Source organism: Lysinibacillus sp. GW821-FHT14F06 (assembly GCF_058803665.1).
In genome coordinates this window covers 1-18,430 of record NZ_JBXAPF010000013.1, presented here as the reverse complement: position 1 = coordinate 18,430, position 18,430 = coordinate 1, and the positions used below count along the sequence as shown (strand labels likewise).

The 18,430-nt window shown below is 36.8% G+C and carries 16 protein-coding genes; 4 read left to right on the top strand and 12 right to left on the bottom strand.

Annotated features, from left to right (window positions below):
• The first annotated feature begins 225 nt into the window (after positions 1-225).
• Both AC1RNS_RS13195 and AC1RNS_RS13190 read left to right on the top strand, forming a co-directional pair.
• On the top strand, positions 226-912 hold the full coding sequence (locus AC1RNS_RS13195) for a phosphoribosylaminoimidazolesuccinocarboxamide synthase (RefSeq protein WP_492993252.1): 687 nt from the start codon (positions 226-228) through the stop codon (positions 910-912).
• Between the two features lie 244 nt (positions 913-1,156).
• On the top strand, positions 1,157-1,807 hold the full coding sequence (locus AC1RNS_RS13190; RefSeq protein ID WP_492993251.1) for a Yip1 family protein: 651 nt from the start codon (positions 1,157-1,159) through the stop codon (positions 1,805-1,807).
• Positions 1,808-1,850: 43 nt separating this feature from the next.
• Here the strand turns inward: AC1RNS_RS13190 and AC1RNS_RS13185 are convergent, their stop codons facing one another.
• The 8 genes from AC1RNS_RS13185 to AC1RNS_RS13150 form a co-directional block, all read right to left on the bottom strand.
• Positions 1,851-3,599, bottom strand: a complete 1,749-nt coding sequence (locus AC1RNS_RS13185; RefSeq protein WP_492993250.1) for a methyl-accepting chemotaxis protein — start codon at positions 3,597-3,599, stop codon at positions 1,851-1,853.
• A 241-nt stretch (positions 3,600-3,840) separates the two neighbouring features.
• A complete protein-coding gene (locus tag AC1RNS_RS13180) occupies positions 3,841-5,043 on the bottom strand; it encodes an NAD(P)-dependent malic enzyme (RefSeq protein WP_492993249.1) in 1,203 nt (400 codons plus the stop codon).
• Positions 5,044-6,043: 1,000 nt separating this feature from the next.
• A complete protein-coding gene (locus tag AC1RNS_RS13175; RefSeq protein ID WP_492993248.1) occupies positions 6,044-6,874 on the bottom strand; it encodes an MBL fold metallo-hydrolase in 831 nt (276 codons plus the stop codon).
• 61 nt (positions 6,875-6,935) lie between these two features.
• Positions 6,936-7,484 carry a hypothetical protein gene (locus AC1RNS_RS13170; RefSeq protein WP_492993246.1) on the bottom strand — a complete coding sequence of 183 codons (549 nt, stop codon included), beginning with the start codon at positions 7,482-7,484 and terminating at the stop codon, positions 6,936-6,938.
• Entirely contained in the window at positions 7,477-8,586 is a 1,110-nt protein-coding gene (locus tag AC1RNS_RS13165; RefSeq protein WP_492993245.1) for a hypothetical protein, read from the bottom strand. The genes AC1RNS_RS13170 and AC1RNS_RS13165 overlap by 8 nt, the downstream gene beginning before the upstream one ends.
• Before the next feature lie 2 nt (positions 8,587-8,588).
• Positions 8,589-9,101, bottom strand: a complete 513-nt coding sequence (locus AC1RNS_RS13160) for a sigma-70 family RNA polymerase sigma factor (protein WP_492993243.1) — start codon at positions 9,099-9,101, stop codon at positions 8,589-8,591.
• A 491-nt stretch (positions 9,102-9,592) separates the two neighbouring features.
• Positions 9,593-10,402, bottom strand: coding sequence for a sulfurtransferase (locus tag AC1RNS_RS13155; RefSeq protein ID WP_492993242.1), 810 nt, complete (start codon positions 10,400-10,402; stop codon positions 9,593-9,595).
• Between the two features lie 10 nt (positions 10,403-10,412).
• A complete protein-coding gene (locus AC1RNS_RS13150; RefSeq protein WP_492993240.1) occupies positions 10,413-14,024 on the bottom strand; it encodes a dynamin family protein in 3,612 nt (1,203 codons plus the stop codon).
• A gap of 459 nt (positions 14,025-14,483) precedes the next feature.
• Between AC1RNS_RS13150 and AC1RNS_RS13145 the strand changes: the two genes are divergently transcribed.
• A complete protein-coding gene (locus AC1RNS_RS13145; protein WP_492993239.1) occupies positions 14,484-14,909 on the top strand; it encodes a DUF4183 domain-containing protein in 426 nt (141 codons plus the stop codon).
• A 25-nt stretch (positions 14,910-14,934) separates the two neighbouring features.
• Positions 14,935-15,255 (top strand): DUF4183 domain-containing protein, encoded by a 321-nt coding sequence (locus AC1RNS_RS13140; RefSeq protein ID WP_492993237.1) that lies wholly within the window; start codon positions 14,935-14,937, stop codon positions 15,253-15,255.
• A 62-nt stretch (positions 15,256-15,317) separates the two neighbouring features.
• Here AC1RNS_RS13140 and AC1RNS_RS13135 read toward each other — a convergent pair whose 3' ends face one another.
• From AC1RNS_RS13135 to AC1RNS_RS13120, 4 genes are read right to left on the bottom strand one after another with little or no spacing between them, the layout of a single operon-like run.
• Entirely contained in the window at positions 15,318-16,043 is a 726-nt protein-coding gene (locus tag AC1RNS_RS13135) for a 5-oxoprolinase subunit PxpA (RefSeq protein WP_492993236.1), read from the bottom strand.
• Positions 16,034-16,903 (bottom strand): 5-oxoprolinase subunit C family protein, encoded by an 870-nt coding sequence (locus AC1RNS_RS13130; protein WP_492993234.1) that lies wholly within the window; start codon positions 16,901-16,903, stop codon positions 16,034-16,036. Before AC1RNS_RS13130 ends, AC1RNS_RS13135 begins: the two co-directional genes overlap by 10 nt.
• A 3-nt stretch (positions 16,904-16,906) precedes the next feature.
• Positions 16,907-17,602, bottom strand: coding sequence for a 5-oxoprolinase subunit PxpB (gene pxpB, locus AC1RNS_RS13125; protein WP_492993233.1), 696 nt, complete (start codon positions 17,600-17,602; stop codon positions 16,907-16,909).
• A complete protein-coding gene (locus tag AC1RNS_RS13120) occupies positions 17,586-18,200 on the bottom strand; it encodes a pyroglutamyl-peptidase I (protein ID WP_492993231.1) in 615 nt (204 codons plus the stop codon). Before AC1RNS_RS13120 ends, pxpB begins: the two co-directional genes overlap by 17 nt.
• Positions 18,201-18,430 lie beyond the last annotated feature (230 nt).

The window sequence follows — 18,430 nt, the reverse complement described above, 5'->3', positions numbered from 1 at the left end:
TTAAAATGGAATCTCTGATAATAAGAGAGTCAACCATGTTTTAAATTTAGAATTTTCTTAATTTCATTCAAGATGATAGCGAACATTCGTTATCATCTTATTTTTTAGTAAAGAACAGTGAAATAAACATAAAAATAAAGCGCTAAAACGAACAATTTTAATATTAAAATATTGAAATATTCGTGTTATACTATTAGGGTACTATGAAATATTGGAGGGTTTTTTGTGGAATTATTGTATACAGGTAAAACGAAAAATGTGTTCAAATTAGAAGATGGTCATTACTTATTGAAATTCAAAGATGATGTAACTGGGGAAAATGGTGTATTTGATCCAGGTGCCAATACTGTAGGATTAACAATTGACGGTGCTGGACTTGCTGGTCTTCGCTTAACTTCTTATTTCTACTCAAAACTAAACGAACAGGGTGTTCCTACTCACTACGTAGATGCAAACTTCGACGATGCCACAATGACTGTAAAGCCTGCTACGGTTTTTGGTAAAGGTTTAGAAGTTATTTGCCGCTTTAAAGCTGTTGGTTCTTTCTTACGTCGCTATGGCGCTTACGTACAAGAAGGACAAGATCTAGAATCCTTCGTAGAAGTTACGATTAAAGATGACGATCGACTTGATCCTCCTATTTCTGAAGATGCTTTAGCTATGTTAAACCTGTTAACACATGAAGAATATGCTATTTTAAAGCAACGTACAATTGAAATTTCTAAATTTGTTGCTGCTGAACTCGCTAAAAAAGACTTAACACTTTACGATATTAAATTAGAATTTGGTCGCGATGCGAAAACAAACGAAATTTTATTAATTGATGAAATCTCTGGTGGCAATATGCGCGCTTACAAAGGCGAACAATATATTGAGCCGTTAGAGCTTGAAAAAATTATGCTAGCTGACTAATCATTCATTTCTTCAAATTGCAATCTGCTTAGAAATGGATGTTCATACGTTTATTTATCACATTTTAATTTGTTCAGTAGGTATTTCCGTTCTGCTGAACAAATTTTTTTATTGGACGAAACTTTTCACTAGTCCATCCGTATATTGTATAGAATCATATATTTCACAAGCATTAACTTAGAGGTGTGAATCAATCCCTCTCTTTTGTATGAAGTGTAATATTATTTTATTTGGGGGTAGTTTAATGGAACATTATAATGAGACACAACAAGAAAGGCCAAAACTTAATCCATTTCTATCTGTTTGGTTGCATCCAAAACAAACAGCCCGCTACATGATTGACGAAAAAACAACTGGCTATGCTATTCTGATCCTTTCAATTGGTTATATTGGATCGTTACTATCAGGACTGATTGATCAAGAATTCATTCCAGACTTTTCTCCTTGGATACTGGCATTATTATGTGTAATTTTCGCGCCCATTGCAGGTATTATTGGCACAGGACTCTCTGCTCTTTTAGCATGGCTATTTGGTAAGCTTTTTAAAGGAACTGGTACATTCTCTGATTTATTCAGAAGCCTAAGCCTAACAACTATACCGTTTATTGTTCTTATCCCATTTTATATTGTTTGGCTATTCACTTCACCTGAGTCATTAATGGATGCAAACTTCATAGGCTCACTTCCTTGGATTTTTTGGCCAACAATGTTAGTGTCGTTTGTGGTTATCATTTGGTCATTCGTGATTAGTGTAGGCGCTGTGGCAGAGGCACATCAAATCTCAAATTGGATGGCCTTCTTTACAATCTTTATCCCCTCGATTATTTTATTTGTCATTCTCTTCGTACTGTTCTTTATCATCATGATTGGCATCATAGGTATTGGCATGATGTAAAAAAAATCTCCCCTCTCACGCTTTAGAGAGGGAGATTTTTATTTTATAATTTAAATTGTGCCACTAACCCCTTCAATTTTAAGGCTAATTCCGATAATTGCTCAGATTTTCCTGTCATCTCTTCCATCGAACTACTTGTTTGCTCTGTTGTAGCAGTTGTTTGCTCAACACCAGCCGCAGATTCCTCTGCTACTGCAGCAATTTCCTGAATAGCGCTATTCATTTTTTGACCATCTTCTGACACGGCCGATAAATTGATTGAAATTAGTTTAACACTTTCTACTACTTCATTAATGGATTCACTGATTGTATTAAATGTTTCATTTGTAGCTTTTATTTGATTTGTTCCAGCCTGTACCTCTTGGTAGCCACCCTCTAAAGAAGCTGTTACAACATCAAAATCCTGTTGAATATTTGTGACAATACCGGTAATGTCGTTCACTGAAAACGCCACCTGTTCTGCCAATTTTCTAACCTCGTCTGCAACTACTGCAAATCCTTTTCCATGCTCACCAGCTCTCGCTGCTTCAATCGCGGCATTTAAAGCTAATAAATTAGTTTGATCCGCAATATCTTTAATGACAACGACCAATTTTGATATTTCTTGAGCTTGAGCATCTAGATTTTTCACTCTCTCCACAGCATTTTGAACAATACTATCTATTTTAACCATTTGACTATTAGAAGTGGCCATCAAATAACTACCCTCTTGAGTTAGTGCCAACACATCAATGGAAGATTGGTGTATGTGTCCACCATGTCGATTCGTTTCTTGCAAATCAGAGGTGAAACGTTCCATCAAAGAAGTTAGCTCATTAGCATGATGAGCTTGTCCCTCAGCACCAGATGCCAATTCATGCATCGTTATTGCTACTTGCTCTGTTCCCATTTTTACCTCTGTTGCTGATTGCGTCAATTCTTGACTGGAATGATTAATCATATCTGAAGCTTGATAAATATGGTGAATCATATCCTTTAACTTTAATTGCATTTGATTCATGGCATTGGCTAATTTTCCAATCTCATCTTTGGATTTAATTGTCATCAACTCCCGAGACAGATCCCCTTCTGCAAAAAGTTCCATTGCTTCAGCAACTCGATTAATCGGCTTAGTCATACTACTTGCGTATAACCAAATTACGAAAATCCCAACAACAATTGCAATGCTAATCACCACTAATGTTAATTTTAAAATACTATCCGCTGGTTTATTAAATTCTATTAAATATGTACTAGCACTTATCGTCCAACCCCAATTTGGTTCCGTTTCCGCATATATCTCTTTCTGTTCTAGGGTCTCTGAATTGGGCATTTTCCAATCATATGTAACAAAGCCTCCACCATTATTCCCAACTTTAATTGCATCTTGGATATATTTAACGCCATTACTATCTTGTTCTTCCCACACATTTGATCCCTCTATGCTAGGATGGGCAATTGATTTCCCTTCTTGGTCAACAATAAAAATGTATCCATTCTCACCAAGTTTGATGTTCTTATTTATTGGTCGCTTTCCTTCTGCATCTTTTTCACCTAAAATTAGTACCTTCACTTTTTCTTGAGCTTCTGTTAACGGCATTTTCCCTGCCTGTACCTCTTGATTTAATTGCTCAATCATCGCAATAGTCATTTCCACACTATTCTTTAAGTTTTCTTTCCCAACTACTTCTAGATTCGTCTTACTCTGTTGATAGCTAAAAAAGCCTAAAACAACCAAAGGAATCATTAAAAGAAGTAAAGAGAAAGCAATTAGTTTTGTTTTAATAGATTTGAATTGAATTAATAATTTCATATGATTAAACCATCCCCTTTAATTTAAAATACTAAAGACCTATATTTTATTAAAAATTAAAATAAACAAATACTTTACTCTTTTAAAATATAAATGTAAAACCATTACATAATACTCATTATATCTTATTACATCAGTAGACAAATAACAACATTTTTCGAGCTAATTCTACGCATATCCTACAACCACAAAAAACAGATGTAGAAAAACGTATTGTTTTTCTACATCTGTTCTATAGTTGTTACACAGTAAGCACTGTATTTTGTTGGAATAACTCAGATACGCCGGATTCTACAGCAGCACCGCTTACTGCACGTGATACAATTTCAACGACACGTTCGTCTAAGGATTTTGGGACAATATATTCTTCATGTAAGTCCTCATCACTCACAAGAGATGCAATCGCCTCTACTGCAGCTAACTTCATTGCCTCGTTAATATCTGTTGCACGTACATCTAATGCCCCTCTGAAAATTCCAGGGAAAGCAAGTACATTGTTAATTTGGTTTGGATAATCTGAGCGTCCTGTTCCCATTACACGTACACCCCACGCCTTCGCATTTTCATACGTAATTTCTGGATTTGGATTTGCTAGTGCAAATACCACAGGATCATCATTCATTGAAGAAATATGAGCCTCTGTTAACAAATTTGCAACAGATACACCAATAAAGACATCAGCTCCTACCAACGCATCATCCAAAGTACCATGTATTTTTTGAGGATTCGTTAAATGAGCAACAGCTTCCTTAATTGGATTCATTCCTTCAACGCGCCCTTCATAAATAATTCCTTTTGTATCACACATATAAATATTTTTATAGCCCATTTGCACAAGTATACGTAAAATAGCAATGCCCGCTGCACCTGCACCGTTAATAACAACCTTCATTGTGGCAACATCTTTCTTTACAATTCGATTGGCATTAATCATCCCTGCACCAACAACAATTGCTGTTCCATGCTGATCATCGTGGAACACTGGAATATCACATTCTTGACGTAGACGATCCTCAATTTCAAAACATCTTGGAGCCGAAATATCTTCTAAGTTAACAGCACCAAATGTTGGAGCAAGCGCCTTCACAATGCTGACGATTTCATCCGTATTTTTTGTATCCAAACATATTGGAAAAGCATCAACATTGGCAAAACGCTTTAATAAAATCGCCTTCCCTTCCATTACTGGTAATGCCGCCTTTGGACCAATGTCCCCTAACCCTAAAACTGCTGTTCCATCTGACACAATCGCAACCATATTTCCCTTCATAGTATAGTCGTAAACAAGTGAAGGATTTTTCTCAATTTCTATACATGGGGCAGCAACTCCTGGAGAATACGCCAAACTTAAATCATAGGAATCCTGAACAGGCACCTTTGAAATTACCTCTAATTTTCCATTATAGTGCGCATGCATTTCTAACGCTTTTTTCATAACATCCATTCTATCCCAACCTTTTCTCTGTGAATTTTTATTGTATTTCAGAATCATAATACTTTGTGAAAATATAGTCAACGAAATTTTCTGTCAATTTAAAAATTTCTTTGAAAGAGCAACATTTCCTATCATTTATCACAATTTTTCATTTTGTTAATTATTTCACAATCAATTATTTCAACATAATTAATGCGCAAGGTTACTTCTTAATAAATGTACCTATACCGCGATTAAACCTGTTCAACTTTTCACATAGTATTTTTCTTATGTAAATGAGAAGTTTTTCACAAACTTATGTAAGCGCATCCATTGCAAAATCTAGTTTTGTCACATTTTCTCCACATTTTTTCACAAACTTATTTATTATTCTTTTTTAAGTATTCTGCTAAAAATACAGGCACCTGGCATGGATTTGAGCGGCTTTTATGAGGATAAGAGCAGCTATCTCTTGTAGCTGAGCGTTTTGAGGATACATGAGCAGTTCTTTCTTGAGCCCGAGCACTTTTTGGCGTCACCTGAGCGGTTCTCTCTTGGACCCGAGCACTTTGGGCGTCACCTGAGCGATTCTCTCTTGGACCCGAGCACTTTTTGGCGTCACCTGAGCGATTCTTTCTTGGAACCGATTACTTTTTGGTGTCACCTGAGCGGTTCTTTCTTGGAACCGAGCGCTTTTTGGCGTCACCTGAGCGATTCTCTCTTGGAACCGAGCGTTTTTCAGCTAGACCTGAGCGATTCTTCCTTGGAACCGAGCACTTTTGGCGTCACCTGAGCGATTCTTTCTTGGAACCGAGCACTTTTGGCGTCACCTGAGCGATTCTTTCTTGGACCCGAGCGCTTTTTGGCGTCACCTGAGCGATTCTCTCTTGTACCCGAGCACTTTTGGCGTCACCTGAACGATTCTTTCTTGGACCCGAGCTCTTTTTGGCGCCACCTGAGCGGTTCTCTCTTAAACCTACTCAATTTTAGAACATCTGGTTCTCTGAAGAATCAAACAAAAAAAGAGCCCTCATCTAAAGGACTCTTGCTTAAACTGATGTATAAAAGCGGCGATGATATGTTGAGAGGACCATTGCTCCCCTGATACTTTTGTAATCGGATATTCGCGAGGGAAGATTGTTTTAGTGATTTCTTTAACTGTATAACCTTTATGAAATAGCTGCTTAACAGTACCCTCCATATCCTCTAAATAAGCAATTTTATCTAGAATTTTTGATCGACCATCTGCAATATAGCCAGCATGACAGCAATATACTGCATCGAAATCATAGTTTAATAGCTTCTTTAAAGATGCCAAGGTATGTACAATATTTTCTTCATCAAGGACCACCTTGGTTTTTGTCTGTATAAATAAATCACCTGTGAACATGGCGCCGGTTTCTCGATTATAAAACGATACATGATCGGTTGTATGTCCAGGTGTTTCAATGACATCCCATGTTGCTGATCTTGATTGTAAGGATTCACCTAGTGGTTGAGCCACAAACGCAGGTCGCTCTCCCCATAAGGCATGACGATAAAGTGGATACTCTCCATCCTCGGCACAAATTTGCACAGAATCACGATGAACAAAAATAGGGGCCTTCTTATGCTGCTGAACCCACGCAGCATTTCCTGCATGATCCTCATGAGAATGTGTCAATGCCAATTGCTCAATCGGTATCTCTGAAAAAAAAGATTGAAACTCTTGTGTTAGTGAGTACGAGCCCGCATCAATAAGTAAACCATCCACAAAAAAACTATAAACACTCATGCCAATGCCCTGTACTGCTACTTTACCATGCGCACATTGCACATCCTGATTCTGTTGAATTTCTATACTTTTCTCTCGTTTAAACATCCATTTTCCCCCTTTGCTCTCTGTAAAAAGAGTGTAACACAAAATGAATGGTCAGTCATTTTTACAAATACGTAACTACAAAGGATTGTTTCTTTACATGCTTTCGTAAAGATAAAACATGGAAGAATAAACGGATATTCACTGCAAATAGAAGGAATGCCCCTAGCATCAACAATCCTATCTGCCAGTCCCTTGGCAAATTGCTTAACATTGTCCAACTCACAATAACAGCAAATACAATTATGATATATTTTTTTAACACTCGAGCAGTAGGACCATGAGCATTATAACGCTGTTCTAAAGAAACTAATATTTTGCCAAACTCCATAATAATCAGTAAATCTATTCCTGCTATGATAACAGTGCTCCAATAGAACAATAGCTGCTGGGAAAAAATATTACTGACTAATGCCAAAGCTATGGCTATCACAATGTATTTTTTAATAGGCGTAACTTTTTTGCTATACGAAAGACTTTTTAAATAGGCTCCATAAACCAATATATCTTGAAAAATATTGACATACTTAAAAATATTGAGATAAAGCAATTGTAAAAATAAAGCTATGGCAAACCACTGTAAAAATTTAACATGACCCTTCGTCTCATTCATTTATTTCACGCACCTTTTTCACCATTCTTTCAGTAAAGTAAGCTTTGGAAAATACTTTTGTTGTTAAGTAACCATCTGGACCACTTAAACCTACTGAAGCATTCATATCAAATGGAGAATCTTTAAACTGAATAATCAGTTCAATACGCTGCCCTTTTTTCAATGAAATCGGAAAATCTTTCGAAGTAAATCGCTGATTATTAACTAAAAATTCTTTTAAGGTGACTTTTTTTTCTAATAAGGAAGGAACATAAAAGTCATCAAATACAGCATCCTGCTCAAGTGTAAAGGAAATCATATGCTCATCTTGACCTTGAGAAGCACGAAAGCTTTGATGAGGTACCTGATTGTCATTTTGATAAATATTTATAGAGAGAGGAGCCTTTATTTTTACGTCATCACTCAAAATAAGATATACATCCTTACTTGCAAGAATTTTCTCAATCACTGATACATCGGCTTGAAAATATGCATCACGAATATATTGATAACGTAACGCTTGATAGGCATCATAAGGATAATAAAATCCATTGATAAGATTGTCTTGCTCTGATGTAAAATAAGCTATCGGTAGGAACACATCATCCGCTTGTAAAAATTTTACATAACGATGGTCATTACGATTCGTTATATAACGTATCTCAAAACCATTTTGTTCATCTTTATTGACCTCTATTGATGTTGGAATGACTAAAGGGTTAACTAACTGATGTTGCAAAAACAATGCACTGTTTCCAAATAATAAAATCAATACTGCTGCAACGCCAATTGTTTTTTCTTTAGCAGATCCTGAGCCAATCTTTCTTCTGGCTACAAATAATATTACTGATATGCATAAAATAGCAATTCCCCAATATACATAGGAAGAAATATGTTCTTGAATCAAAAATGTACTTGCCTGATGATTATTTGTCCCTCCCTGTTTTATGCTTAATGCAATAAAGCCTCCTGCGGCAAGAGTCACTGCAATCGTTATTATTTTTGGTAGCCAACGCTGAGTTTTTTGCTGTTCTTTGCTTGCCTGTTCAATTCCTTGTAGACTACGCTTATGCAACGATTTAGGAATGTCAATGTGATCCATCTGCTTTTTATAATCGCTCATTCTTATCCCTCCTGTTCCAGCGCTTGTTTTAGTTTCTTTAATGCACGATACAAGATCGTTTTTGTAGTTCCTAATTTTAGCTGCAGGGCCTGCGATACTTGAGGCAATGTATAATCATTGTAAAATCGCAGTAATATCACATCTTTTTCTTCTTTTGAAAGCCTTGTTATGATATCCTGCATCACCCATTTTTGAGGAAGCTCCTCATGGGGCTCTTCACCTTTCTCTAGCTCCTCTATTTCATATGGCAGAAATTGCCCCCGTTTTTTTAGCAAATCTGTTGCACAATTAATAGCAATCCTTATCAGCCAAGTTTTTATATGCATGGAACTCTGCAAAGAATGTATGTATTTGAAACTACGGTAAGCTACCTCCTGCACAACATCCAGTGCATCTACCTCATTGCCCACGTATACATAGGCCATTTTATATAAATCTATTTCGAACTGTGAAAATAGCTGTGCGAACGCTTCTACATCACCTTTTTTCGCTCGTTGCACAAGTATATTCTGCACTTGCTCTCACCCCCCTTTATCTATTAGACCTGCATAGATTGAATTTGGCTTTCAAATTTATATTTTTCAAACACTATGTTATTTCTACGATATTCATTGTTATTTAATAGAAATTAGGGCTTTACCCTCAACCTTATTACTTTTCTTGTAACTACGCCTTATGTATTCTACCCGAACCTTTTAGCCCTTAGTGAAATAAGCAGTATATACCTTAACAAAATCGAATTGTTATCCTTTATGAAAGGCAAAAAAATCAAATGATCCCCTTTAATTCGTTAACCATGCAGCAATTTTTTAAATTAGACCATAATTTTTTGTATTTTGCCTCTTCCTGCCATTTGTTAATTATGTCCACATTGTTTTAAGCTCACTCGAAAAGCTCTCCTTCAAAATCTGTGACATCCGCCCTCATGAGCGATTGCTCCCAACTCAAACATGAAACAGGCTTTTACACAAAAAAACGCCCACAAACGTGAGCGCTTTTCCATTATTTATTCATTTGTACCCTTCTCTACCTCATATTGTGTAATCCAATCACTATAGCTACCAACATATAATTGAATATTTTCGTAGCCTTCATCTGCTAGTACAGCATATAAAGGCGATGCTGTCACGCCACTGCCACAATAAACCACAACATGCTCGTCAGGTGATACCTTACCTCGTAGGGCGTCATTAGCCTGCAATTGACCTTCTGATTTCAATTGCTCCCAGTCAAAGTTTTTGGCAGTTGGTATATGTCCCGCTACTTTATCTAATGGCTCCACCTCACCACGATAACGAGCTGCTGCACGAGCATCAAGTAATGTCGCCTTTACCTCTCCATCTACAATCGCTTTTACTGCTTCACGTGGTGCATAGCGCTCTTCCTGCCATTCAAACTCAATAGTAGTTGGTGGGTATTTAATAATATCCTTAGTAAAGGTTATCTTATCCTCAAGGGCTGGTGCACCACCATTGGCAATGACTACATTTGGAAAACCAGCATATGTTAGCATCCACCATGCTCTTGTTGCAAACGGTGCAGCTCCTTGATCATAAACAACAATCTGATCATCATAGCTTAATCCTATTCCTTGAAAAACTGCTGATAGCTTTTCTTTGTTTGGCATTGGATGACGACCATTGTCCGACTCCATATCCGATAAATCCTGCTCTAGGTGAAGATAAATAGCACCTGGTGCATGCCCCTCATCGAATGCTTTTTTACCTGCTTCATTGTCCTGTAAATCAAAGCGGGCATCTACAAAACGAACACCGTCAAATTGAATTTCCTCTACTGATTTGAATACTTTTCCCATACGAATCACCTCATGCGTATTGTAATTGCGCGTAAATCGTTTTCCAAGAAGCTAAACGACTTTCCTCTTGCAGTACAAGTCTTTCTGTAGCAATTTGCTCAAGTGCCTGATGGTAAATATGCAGACGTAATCTTTCCGCTTCCTCAGCAATATAGGAAATGGCCCATGTCATTAAGGATACCTTCTGTGCATCCAAATAATTTTGTGCATCTGGCTTTGTTAAGGCCTCTAATGCCTCACTTAATTTTACCTTTTCATTCTTCTCAAAGAATGCTTTTGCATTACGGAAGTGCGTTTTTACACTTGAATATTTTGCATTATCAGTAAATGGTCCCTCAAAATCAAGTAAATCTGGCTCAGCAGCTTCAAAGGCTAAAAACGAGAAGCTGCGATTTAGTTCTTTTAACTCACGTACTTCATCTTTAAAGCGTAATTGCATTTTCTTACTGATAAATTGTGATAAACGGAAGTTCGTGACACGCATTTCTTGTGTAAAATCAAATCGTAAGCTTTGTAATACTTCCTTCAAAGCATGTTCCAATGCTTGCTGTGCCGGCATTGCTGCAAATGTTGATGGATTATAGCCTTCCTTAAAGAACTCTGGATAACGATAGTATACGCGCTGTAGAACATAGTATAATAATTCATCCAGCTCTTGCTTCGTTTCACTTTCTGCCATACTTGTATTAAGTGTATTGAACTTGGATTTGATATGCTGTTCAAGGGTTGTTAATTCCTCTAAACGTTCATCCTTACGCTTTAAGTTTTCCTCTGTTTGCGCAATTAAATCCCCCAAACGTTGCTCCGTTTTATCAACTTCCTCTGCAAGTGCCTGCACCGCTAATGCACTTAGTTCATCATTTAAGAATGTATAGAAAGCTTCCTCAAATGGTGGCATACCAGATGTTAAATCAGCACTTTCGACTTTTTCCTTTAATGCCAACAAACTAGATACACCGTAAAGTCGAGGGAAGCGTATGCCAAAGCGTTGTAATTCTGAACGTACATAGCCCTTTACATCTTCCTGTTCTTCCTCTGTTGTTGCCAAATCAATGGCATTGACAATAAAGAACATCTTATCTAGCTCGAATGCATCCTTCACACGGCCAAGCTGAATTAAAAATTCACGGTCTGCTTTTGCAAAGGCATGATTGTAATAAGTAATAAACAAGATTGCATCCGCATTACGAATATACTCAAATGCAACACCTGTATGACGTGCATTAATAGAGTCTGCTCCTGGTGTATCAACTAATGTAACACCCATGCGTGTTAGTGGACTATCATAATAGAAGTCAATATTGTCAACAAAGCATGATTTGTTTTCTTGCGCAACAAATTTTTCAAACTCTTCACGGTCAACACGTAAAATTTTACCAAGCTCAGTTTTAAATGTTGGAAAGCCTTCTTTATATGCACGAATAAATGATTTATGGACATTTAAACGCTCATCAGAAAGCTGTACGGCAATTCCTTCATCTGCACGGTTAAAGGCTTCTTCCAATGAAGAAACAGAAAGTCCGATTGCTGCATAGGAGCCTTTTATATCCTCTAGCATTTGATCTGCATTTTTTAACAGTACATCGGCTGTTTCATGTGGATGGTCTGGTGTTACAGGACGTATTTTATTAATGGCTGCTGTTGTAGGGTTTGGTGAAACCGGTAAAACCTTTGCACCCATTAAGGCATTGGAGAATGATGATTTTCCAGCACTAAATGCACCAAACAATGCGATTGTAAAATCTTTCTTTTGCAAACGCTCTACCTTATTTTCTATATAACTCGCTACTTCCGCAAAGCCTTGAACCTCTTTAACGGCGTTCGCTGTATGCATAGCTCGTTTAATAACACCTTCAATAGGAAGGCTTGTTGCACTCACAGCTTGTTGCATCTCTTCTTGTTGTACAGCTTGCACTTTCGGCTTCAGCATCGTTTCATCAAATAATCGAATTTCTGCTAAATCCTGTTTGAATGCGTTGTCCCAGTTTGTCAGTTGGTGATTCGCTTGCTTACGAATTTCATTGCTCGCCTGATGCATAACACTTGCGCTATATTGCTGGTAGCCTTCCATTTCAAGTACAGCCTGAATAGCATCTACCTTTGCCTGCATTCCTGCCATTTTTAATTTAGATGGAGCAGCTGTTTCTGTCGCTACTGTTTCTAATAATTTTGCTTGTGCATCCTTCCAATGATCCGTTTCTTGAATAAAGTAGCGTTTTGTTGCCTCCGCTACACGATTAGCAAAATTTAATACGGCATCTCCTGTTAACAAAGCGCCTACCTGTACCTGCTGTTCAATCAGTGAAAATGGCAGTTCAAATAGATACGTATCGATTGCTGAAGCACGCTCTTCATTTAATGCTCCGACATCCTTTAAAACCTTTTTCATTAAGCCCTTTAAATGACCTGTGATTTGCGCATGTGCAACATTTTGATAGGCACTATAGGCATCTTCTTTACGACGGTTACGTTCTTCTTCCGTTTTTTTCTTAGCCGTAAATAAGCCGCCTACCTTAAAACCTTCCTGCTGGCTCTCTAAATACAGTCGTAATTTATCTCGTAAATCAGCAGGCATAATGGCTGCATTCGCAAGCAGCTCCTTACGCTGCTCTTCAAATGTCTCGTTCCATGCCTCTACAGAAAACAACTCCACTTGACGGTTTAGCTTATTGTATTGCTCTAAAATGTCCTTATGGTTTGCCCAGTCATCCGCACTTAATACGTCTTCATCAATATCTAAACGATCCTGTCTTTCTTCCATTAAATAAGTGTCATGCTCACTTTGTAATAAACGCAGTGTATTGGTTGCAGTTTGTACAAGCTGATCCTGCCAATCATTCATGCTATCCATCACAATTTTCTTCACAGCTTCAAAATCATTATGTGGATGCTCAAGCTCTCTTAAGGAAGTGAAAAACACACCTTTAGGTACAACTCCCCAAGCGGAAAATGATTGATGAACAGTCGCTTTAAATTCCTCAAAGCTTAATTCATTTTCCTTATGCTTATCAATCATATTAACGATTAAATAAACATTTGGATTGTACTTCATCAACTGCTTTGTAAATTGGAAATTTAATTCAGATTGCACGTGATTGTAGTCCATTGTATAAAATACGATATCAGCAATGTGAAGTGCTGACTCTGTAGACATACGGTGTGCATCATCTGTGGAGTCTACCCCTGGTGTATCCATCACTGTGACACCAAATGGTAATGTTGATGCACTGTGCCCGATTTCAATTTGCGACACAAGGTCCCCATTTTTACTTAGTTCTTTCACAGTTTTAAAATCATAGCCTGCCTCAAATTTAACAGGCTTTTCATTGTGCATATAGACAATCGCATAATCTTCCTCTGATTTATGGACCTTTACTATATTAGCACTCGTCGGAATCGGACTAGATGCAAGTAAATTTTCACCAGAAAGTGCATTAATCATACTCGACTTTCCTGCAGAGAAATGCCCTGCAAATCCAATAACATACTCTTTTTGCTGTAATTTTCGCGCAAAAAGTGATGTTTTATCCATACGCTCCGTATCGCCATTATGCTGATATATTATGTATTGTAACGCTGCTTGCTTTAACAGCCCCTCCAATTGCTGATCAAAATCATTCATAAAACTAGTATCCCCTTTATTATTAATCAATTTCGCCTTGGCGCTTTCGCTACAGATAAACAATGCTGTCTAAATTTGAATTGTAAATCATGCCTTTCCAAGTTCACGACATCCGCTATAGGCTATATCTTCATTCAATGTTGTTCAGAATGAAGATAAATTATTCATAATTAGTATTCTACCTTATTCGACAAACAAAGTATAACACTAATTTACTTTAAAAAGCATATATATCAAGGTTTCAGACGTAATATTCGTCAACACAGGCATGTTTAACCAACGATATAAAGCTTATTTCTAAAAAAACTATTAAATTAGGATGCTTAACTAAACCATTTAGAATTAATTTCATATTTTAAAGGTAATGAAATGATTACAAGCATGCTTCCATTTTTACTGTACAAACAAAGCTGAATAGTAGATGCAGGGGCATCAATAATTAAATGGAGTGATTAGAATATGAATAACAGTAATTATTGGAAAACCAAGCAAACATGTGAATGTGGCTGTGAAAATCGATTTGTATGGCCTCGGATAAAAGCTATTACTGCGTCCTCCATTACACCTTCAGTCATTATTCCTAGTGGAACGATTATTCCAATTGTAAATAGATATTTTTATATTGTTACAGCTGATATTAATTTAATAAATGGAGCTGCTTTAAACGCTAATTTGTTTTGGGATGATAATGGAGACCAAGTAGCTGCATTTACAATTATTCATCCAAATGGGTACGTCAATCTTTATATTAATGGTGTCATGCAAGAGGGTGGGATTTATACCGTAACTCCTTCCTCCTTAAACCTAAAAGCTGATAATGCAACCATCTATAGAGGGACGCCTATTATCATCGAATCGCTCGGTTTTATAAACCAAACGAACTAATCACACTTGAAAGGAGGTGAACGACTTGGCGCTTTCCATTATAAATATCAATGTAAATGTTTCAGGCACTTCCACAAGATTTTTTAATATTTTAGCTGTACCTTTAGCAATTGCAGATGGAACAACTATTGCTGCTACTTCCTTTTTAAATGATAGCGGTAATGCGGCAACTACTTTTCCGATTGTAACAAATGGATATTATAATTTATATATTAATGGTGTTCTTCAGGAAGGTGATTCTTATACAGTTTCTGCAACAGAATTAACGTTTAATACTGTTACAGGTACTATTTCTGCTGGTACTCCAATTATTATCGAAGCTGTTGAATTAGTAACGACTATTTAATGCCACTATCCAAAAATGGATGCTCTAAAAATATAGGTTTTTAGGGCATCCAGCTTTTCTAGTTATTTGATATGACATTTTAACTCATAGATTTTTTTGGCGTAGTCTAGTGCATGCAGACCGTCTCCGTGTATACATAGAGTTTGTGCAGAAATATTAATTTTCTTTCGCTGTACTGACATCACTTCATTCGACATCAAGATTCCTTTGACATGTTCAAGCATTTCAGCTTCTGTTTGAATCAATGCATTCGATTCTCGTCTACTTACTAATGTACCATCATCATTGTAATTGCGATCAGAAAAAACTTCCTCATAAACTTGTAAGCCCTTATTCTTCGCAACATCTACCATTTTACTTCCAGATAAGCAATATAAAATAAAAGCTGGATTTAAATCATATACAGCATTGACGATTGCGGTCGCCTTTTCGATATTATTAGCGCTTTGATTATAGAGCGCTCCATGAGGCTTTACATGATGAAGTAAACCCTTTTCAACTGAAACAAATGCTTGCAAAGCTCCTACTTGATAGACAACCATATTGTAGATTTCCTCGGCACGAAAATCCATATCTCGTCGACCAAAGCCCTCGAGATCAGGGTATCCTGGATGTGCACCAATATGAATATTTTTGTGGACGGCGTTTCGTACGGTCTGATGCATAATTGTATGATTGCCAGCATGGTAGCCGCAAGCGATATTAATGGACGTAACATAGTCTAAAATTGCTTGATCTTTTAAAGCATCGTTACTTTCTCCCATATCACAATTAATATCTATGGACATACATCTTCCTCCATTAGTACAAATTTTATCGTATTAAACATGCGCATTTGGGCAACTTTATGTAAATCCTCCTCATGGATTGTAGCAATGATAGGATAACCACCTACTGTTTGAGCATCTGCCATTAAGATAATGGGCTCACCATTTTGTGGCACTTGAATTGTTCCAAACTGGGTAGCTTCAGAAAGGATATTTTTTATTTTTTTAAGCTGAAGTACAGTACCTTTTAAATAATAGCCCATTCGATTTCCACCTGAAAACTGAAAGGAAGCCTGCAAGAATTGTTGTTGACTCTCTTCTGTGAATAAATCAAAATGAGGCCCTTTAAAAATTCTTACAGTAATGTCGGATTTAAATATGGGTCGAAAAGGAGCATATAGTCCACTTGTAAACGGTAATTTCCCTGCTTCCTGTCCATATAAAATGCGGCTTTCATTTAAAGTAACATCAACAAATGGTAAATGAGAGTTACTGCTCAGCAATGTTTCTGTTTGAAATCCGCCTTTTGGTGTGAGATAAACAATAGACCCATGATCAACATTTTTTATGGACAAGCTATCTCCCTTTTTTACTTGAAAGGTTTTCCACATCTCGATAGGAGCTCCATTTAATAAACACGCACACTCTGCCCCAGTCAACACATACGTACTATCATCCAATGCTTCGAATTCAAAACCACCAAAAAACATTTCAAATGAAGTTTGTTGTTTTTTGTTGTTTAAGATATCTTGCGCCACCTGAAAAGATACTTTATCCATAGGTCCAGATACAGGAATACCATATGAACGATAGCCATATCTTCCTTGATCTTGCAGACTGCCATATACACCTTGTTTTTTTATTTGAAGAAGTGGCTTCAATTTTTACACGCCTTTACGTTGTATTTCAAAAAACTCTTGTTTTGTTATTTCATGAAATCGTACTTGATCACCTAGAGAAAATAAAAAATTATTATCCCTTTGAATTTCAAATAAAGTTAGCGGCGTCTTACCGAGTATATTCCATCCACCTGGTGAATCAATTGGATAAATCCCTGTCTGTACACCCCCAATTCCAACAGAACTTGCAGATACATAGTTTCGTGGCTTTTGTAATCGAGGCACACATAATTCTCTGTCTAAATCGCCTAAATAAGGAAATCCAGGTAAAAACCCGATTAAATAGACACTATACGTCTTTGATAAGTGGATTCTTTTAATATCTTCAAAAGATAAACCTGTATATTCCATAACACGATCCATATCTAAAGCAAATTCCTCATCATAACAAACAGGAATTTGTAATTGACGGCTCCCTACTTCAGCATCCTTAGTGGGTACTTGCATAGAAAGCCATCGTTTGTGTAAGGTACTTATATCAATTTTTTGTTTTACATAAGCAGTAACGGTATGATAGCTAGCAACACTTTCTATCAGGTTTTGCGGTAGATTGTTTTTCAGAAATCTATTGAACTCTTGAACAATATAAAAATTTTCTTGGGATATTTCTTCTTTAAACGCAAAACGAATTGTGTGCTGGCTAATCCACATCGTGTGAGGAAAATCAATTATTCGCTGCATGAACTGTCTCCTCTATACAGAGCTTAATGCATGTTGTTAAATCCTGGATATTCCAACCTGGTATTTTGCCATGCTGGATTGCTAATTCAAAAGATGCAGGAATATGGATAAATCCAGCTCTAACCCCTTCGTTCTGCTTTGCGTAAACTAAGCCCTCATACATAATATTATTGCATAAGTAGGTACCTGCTGTATTTGAGATTTCTGCTGGGAAGCCCTCTTTTTGTAAACGATTCACCATATCGTGAAGGGGGAGATTTGTAAAATAGGCATCGGCGCCATTCTCATCAATACTTTCATCAATTGGTGCATACCCGTTATTATCTGCCTCACCATCCTTTACATTAATAGCAATTCGCTCTGGCGTAATTTTAAAACGCCCACCAGCTAATCCTAAAGACATGATAATTTGTGGCTTTACTTCATCAATATACTGTTTCAATTGCTCAGCAGATTGTTGAAAATCTACAGACAACACACGTCCTTCAATTTCAAAGCCATCTATCCAATCTCCATTTAAATTTTCCACTATTTGCTGAGTTGGATTAATTTTATAATCAAGAAATGGCACAAATCCTGTTAATAGTATTTTTGTCATTTATCATCACCTGATTGTCCATAATTTTTCTGTGACTTCTGAAATCAAGTTCATATCACCCTTTGAGCGTAACACAAAGCACTAACAAATAAATAAAGAATATCAGTTTTTCATAAAAAAAGAGCATGCCTTCTCAATAATAGAAGCATGCTCTTCATAGTGTTGAAAAACTAAATAGTCAAGGGACTCTTTGTGAATATTTAGTCAAAATGAAGGTGATTTCCGTTCCA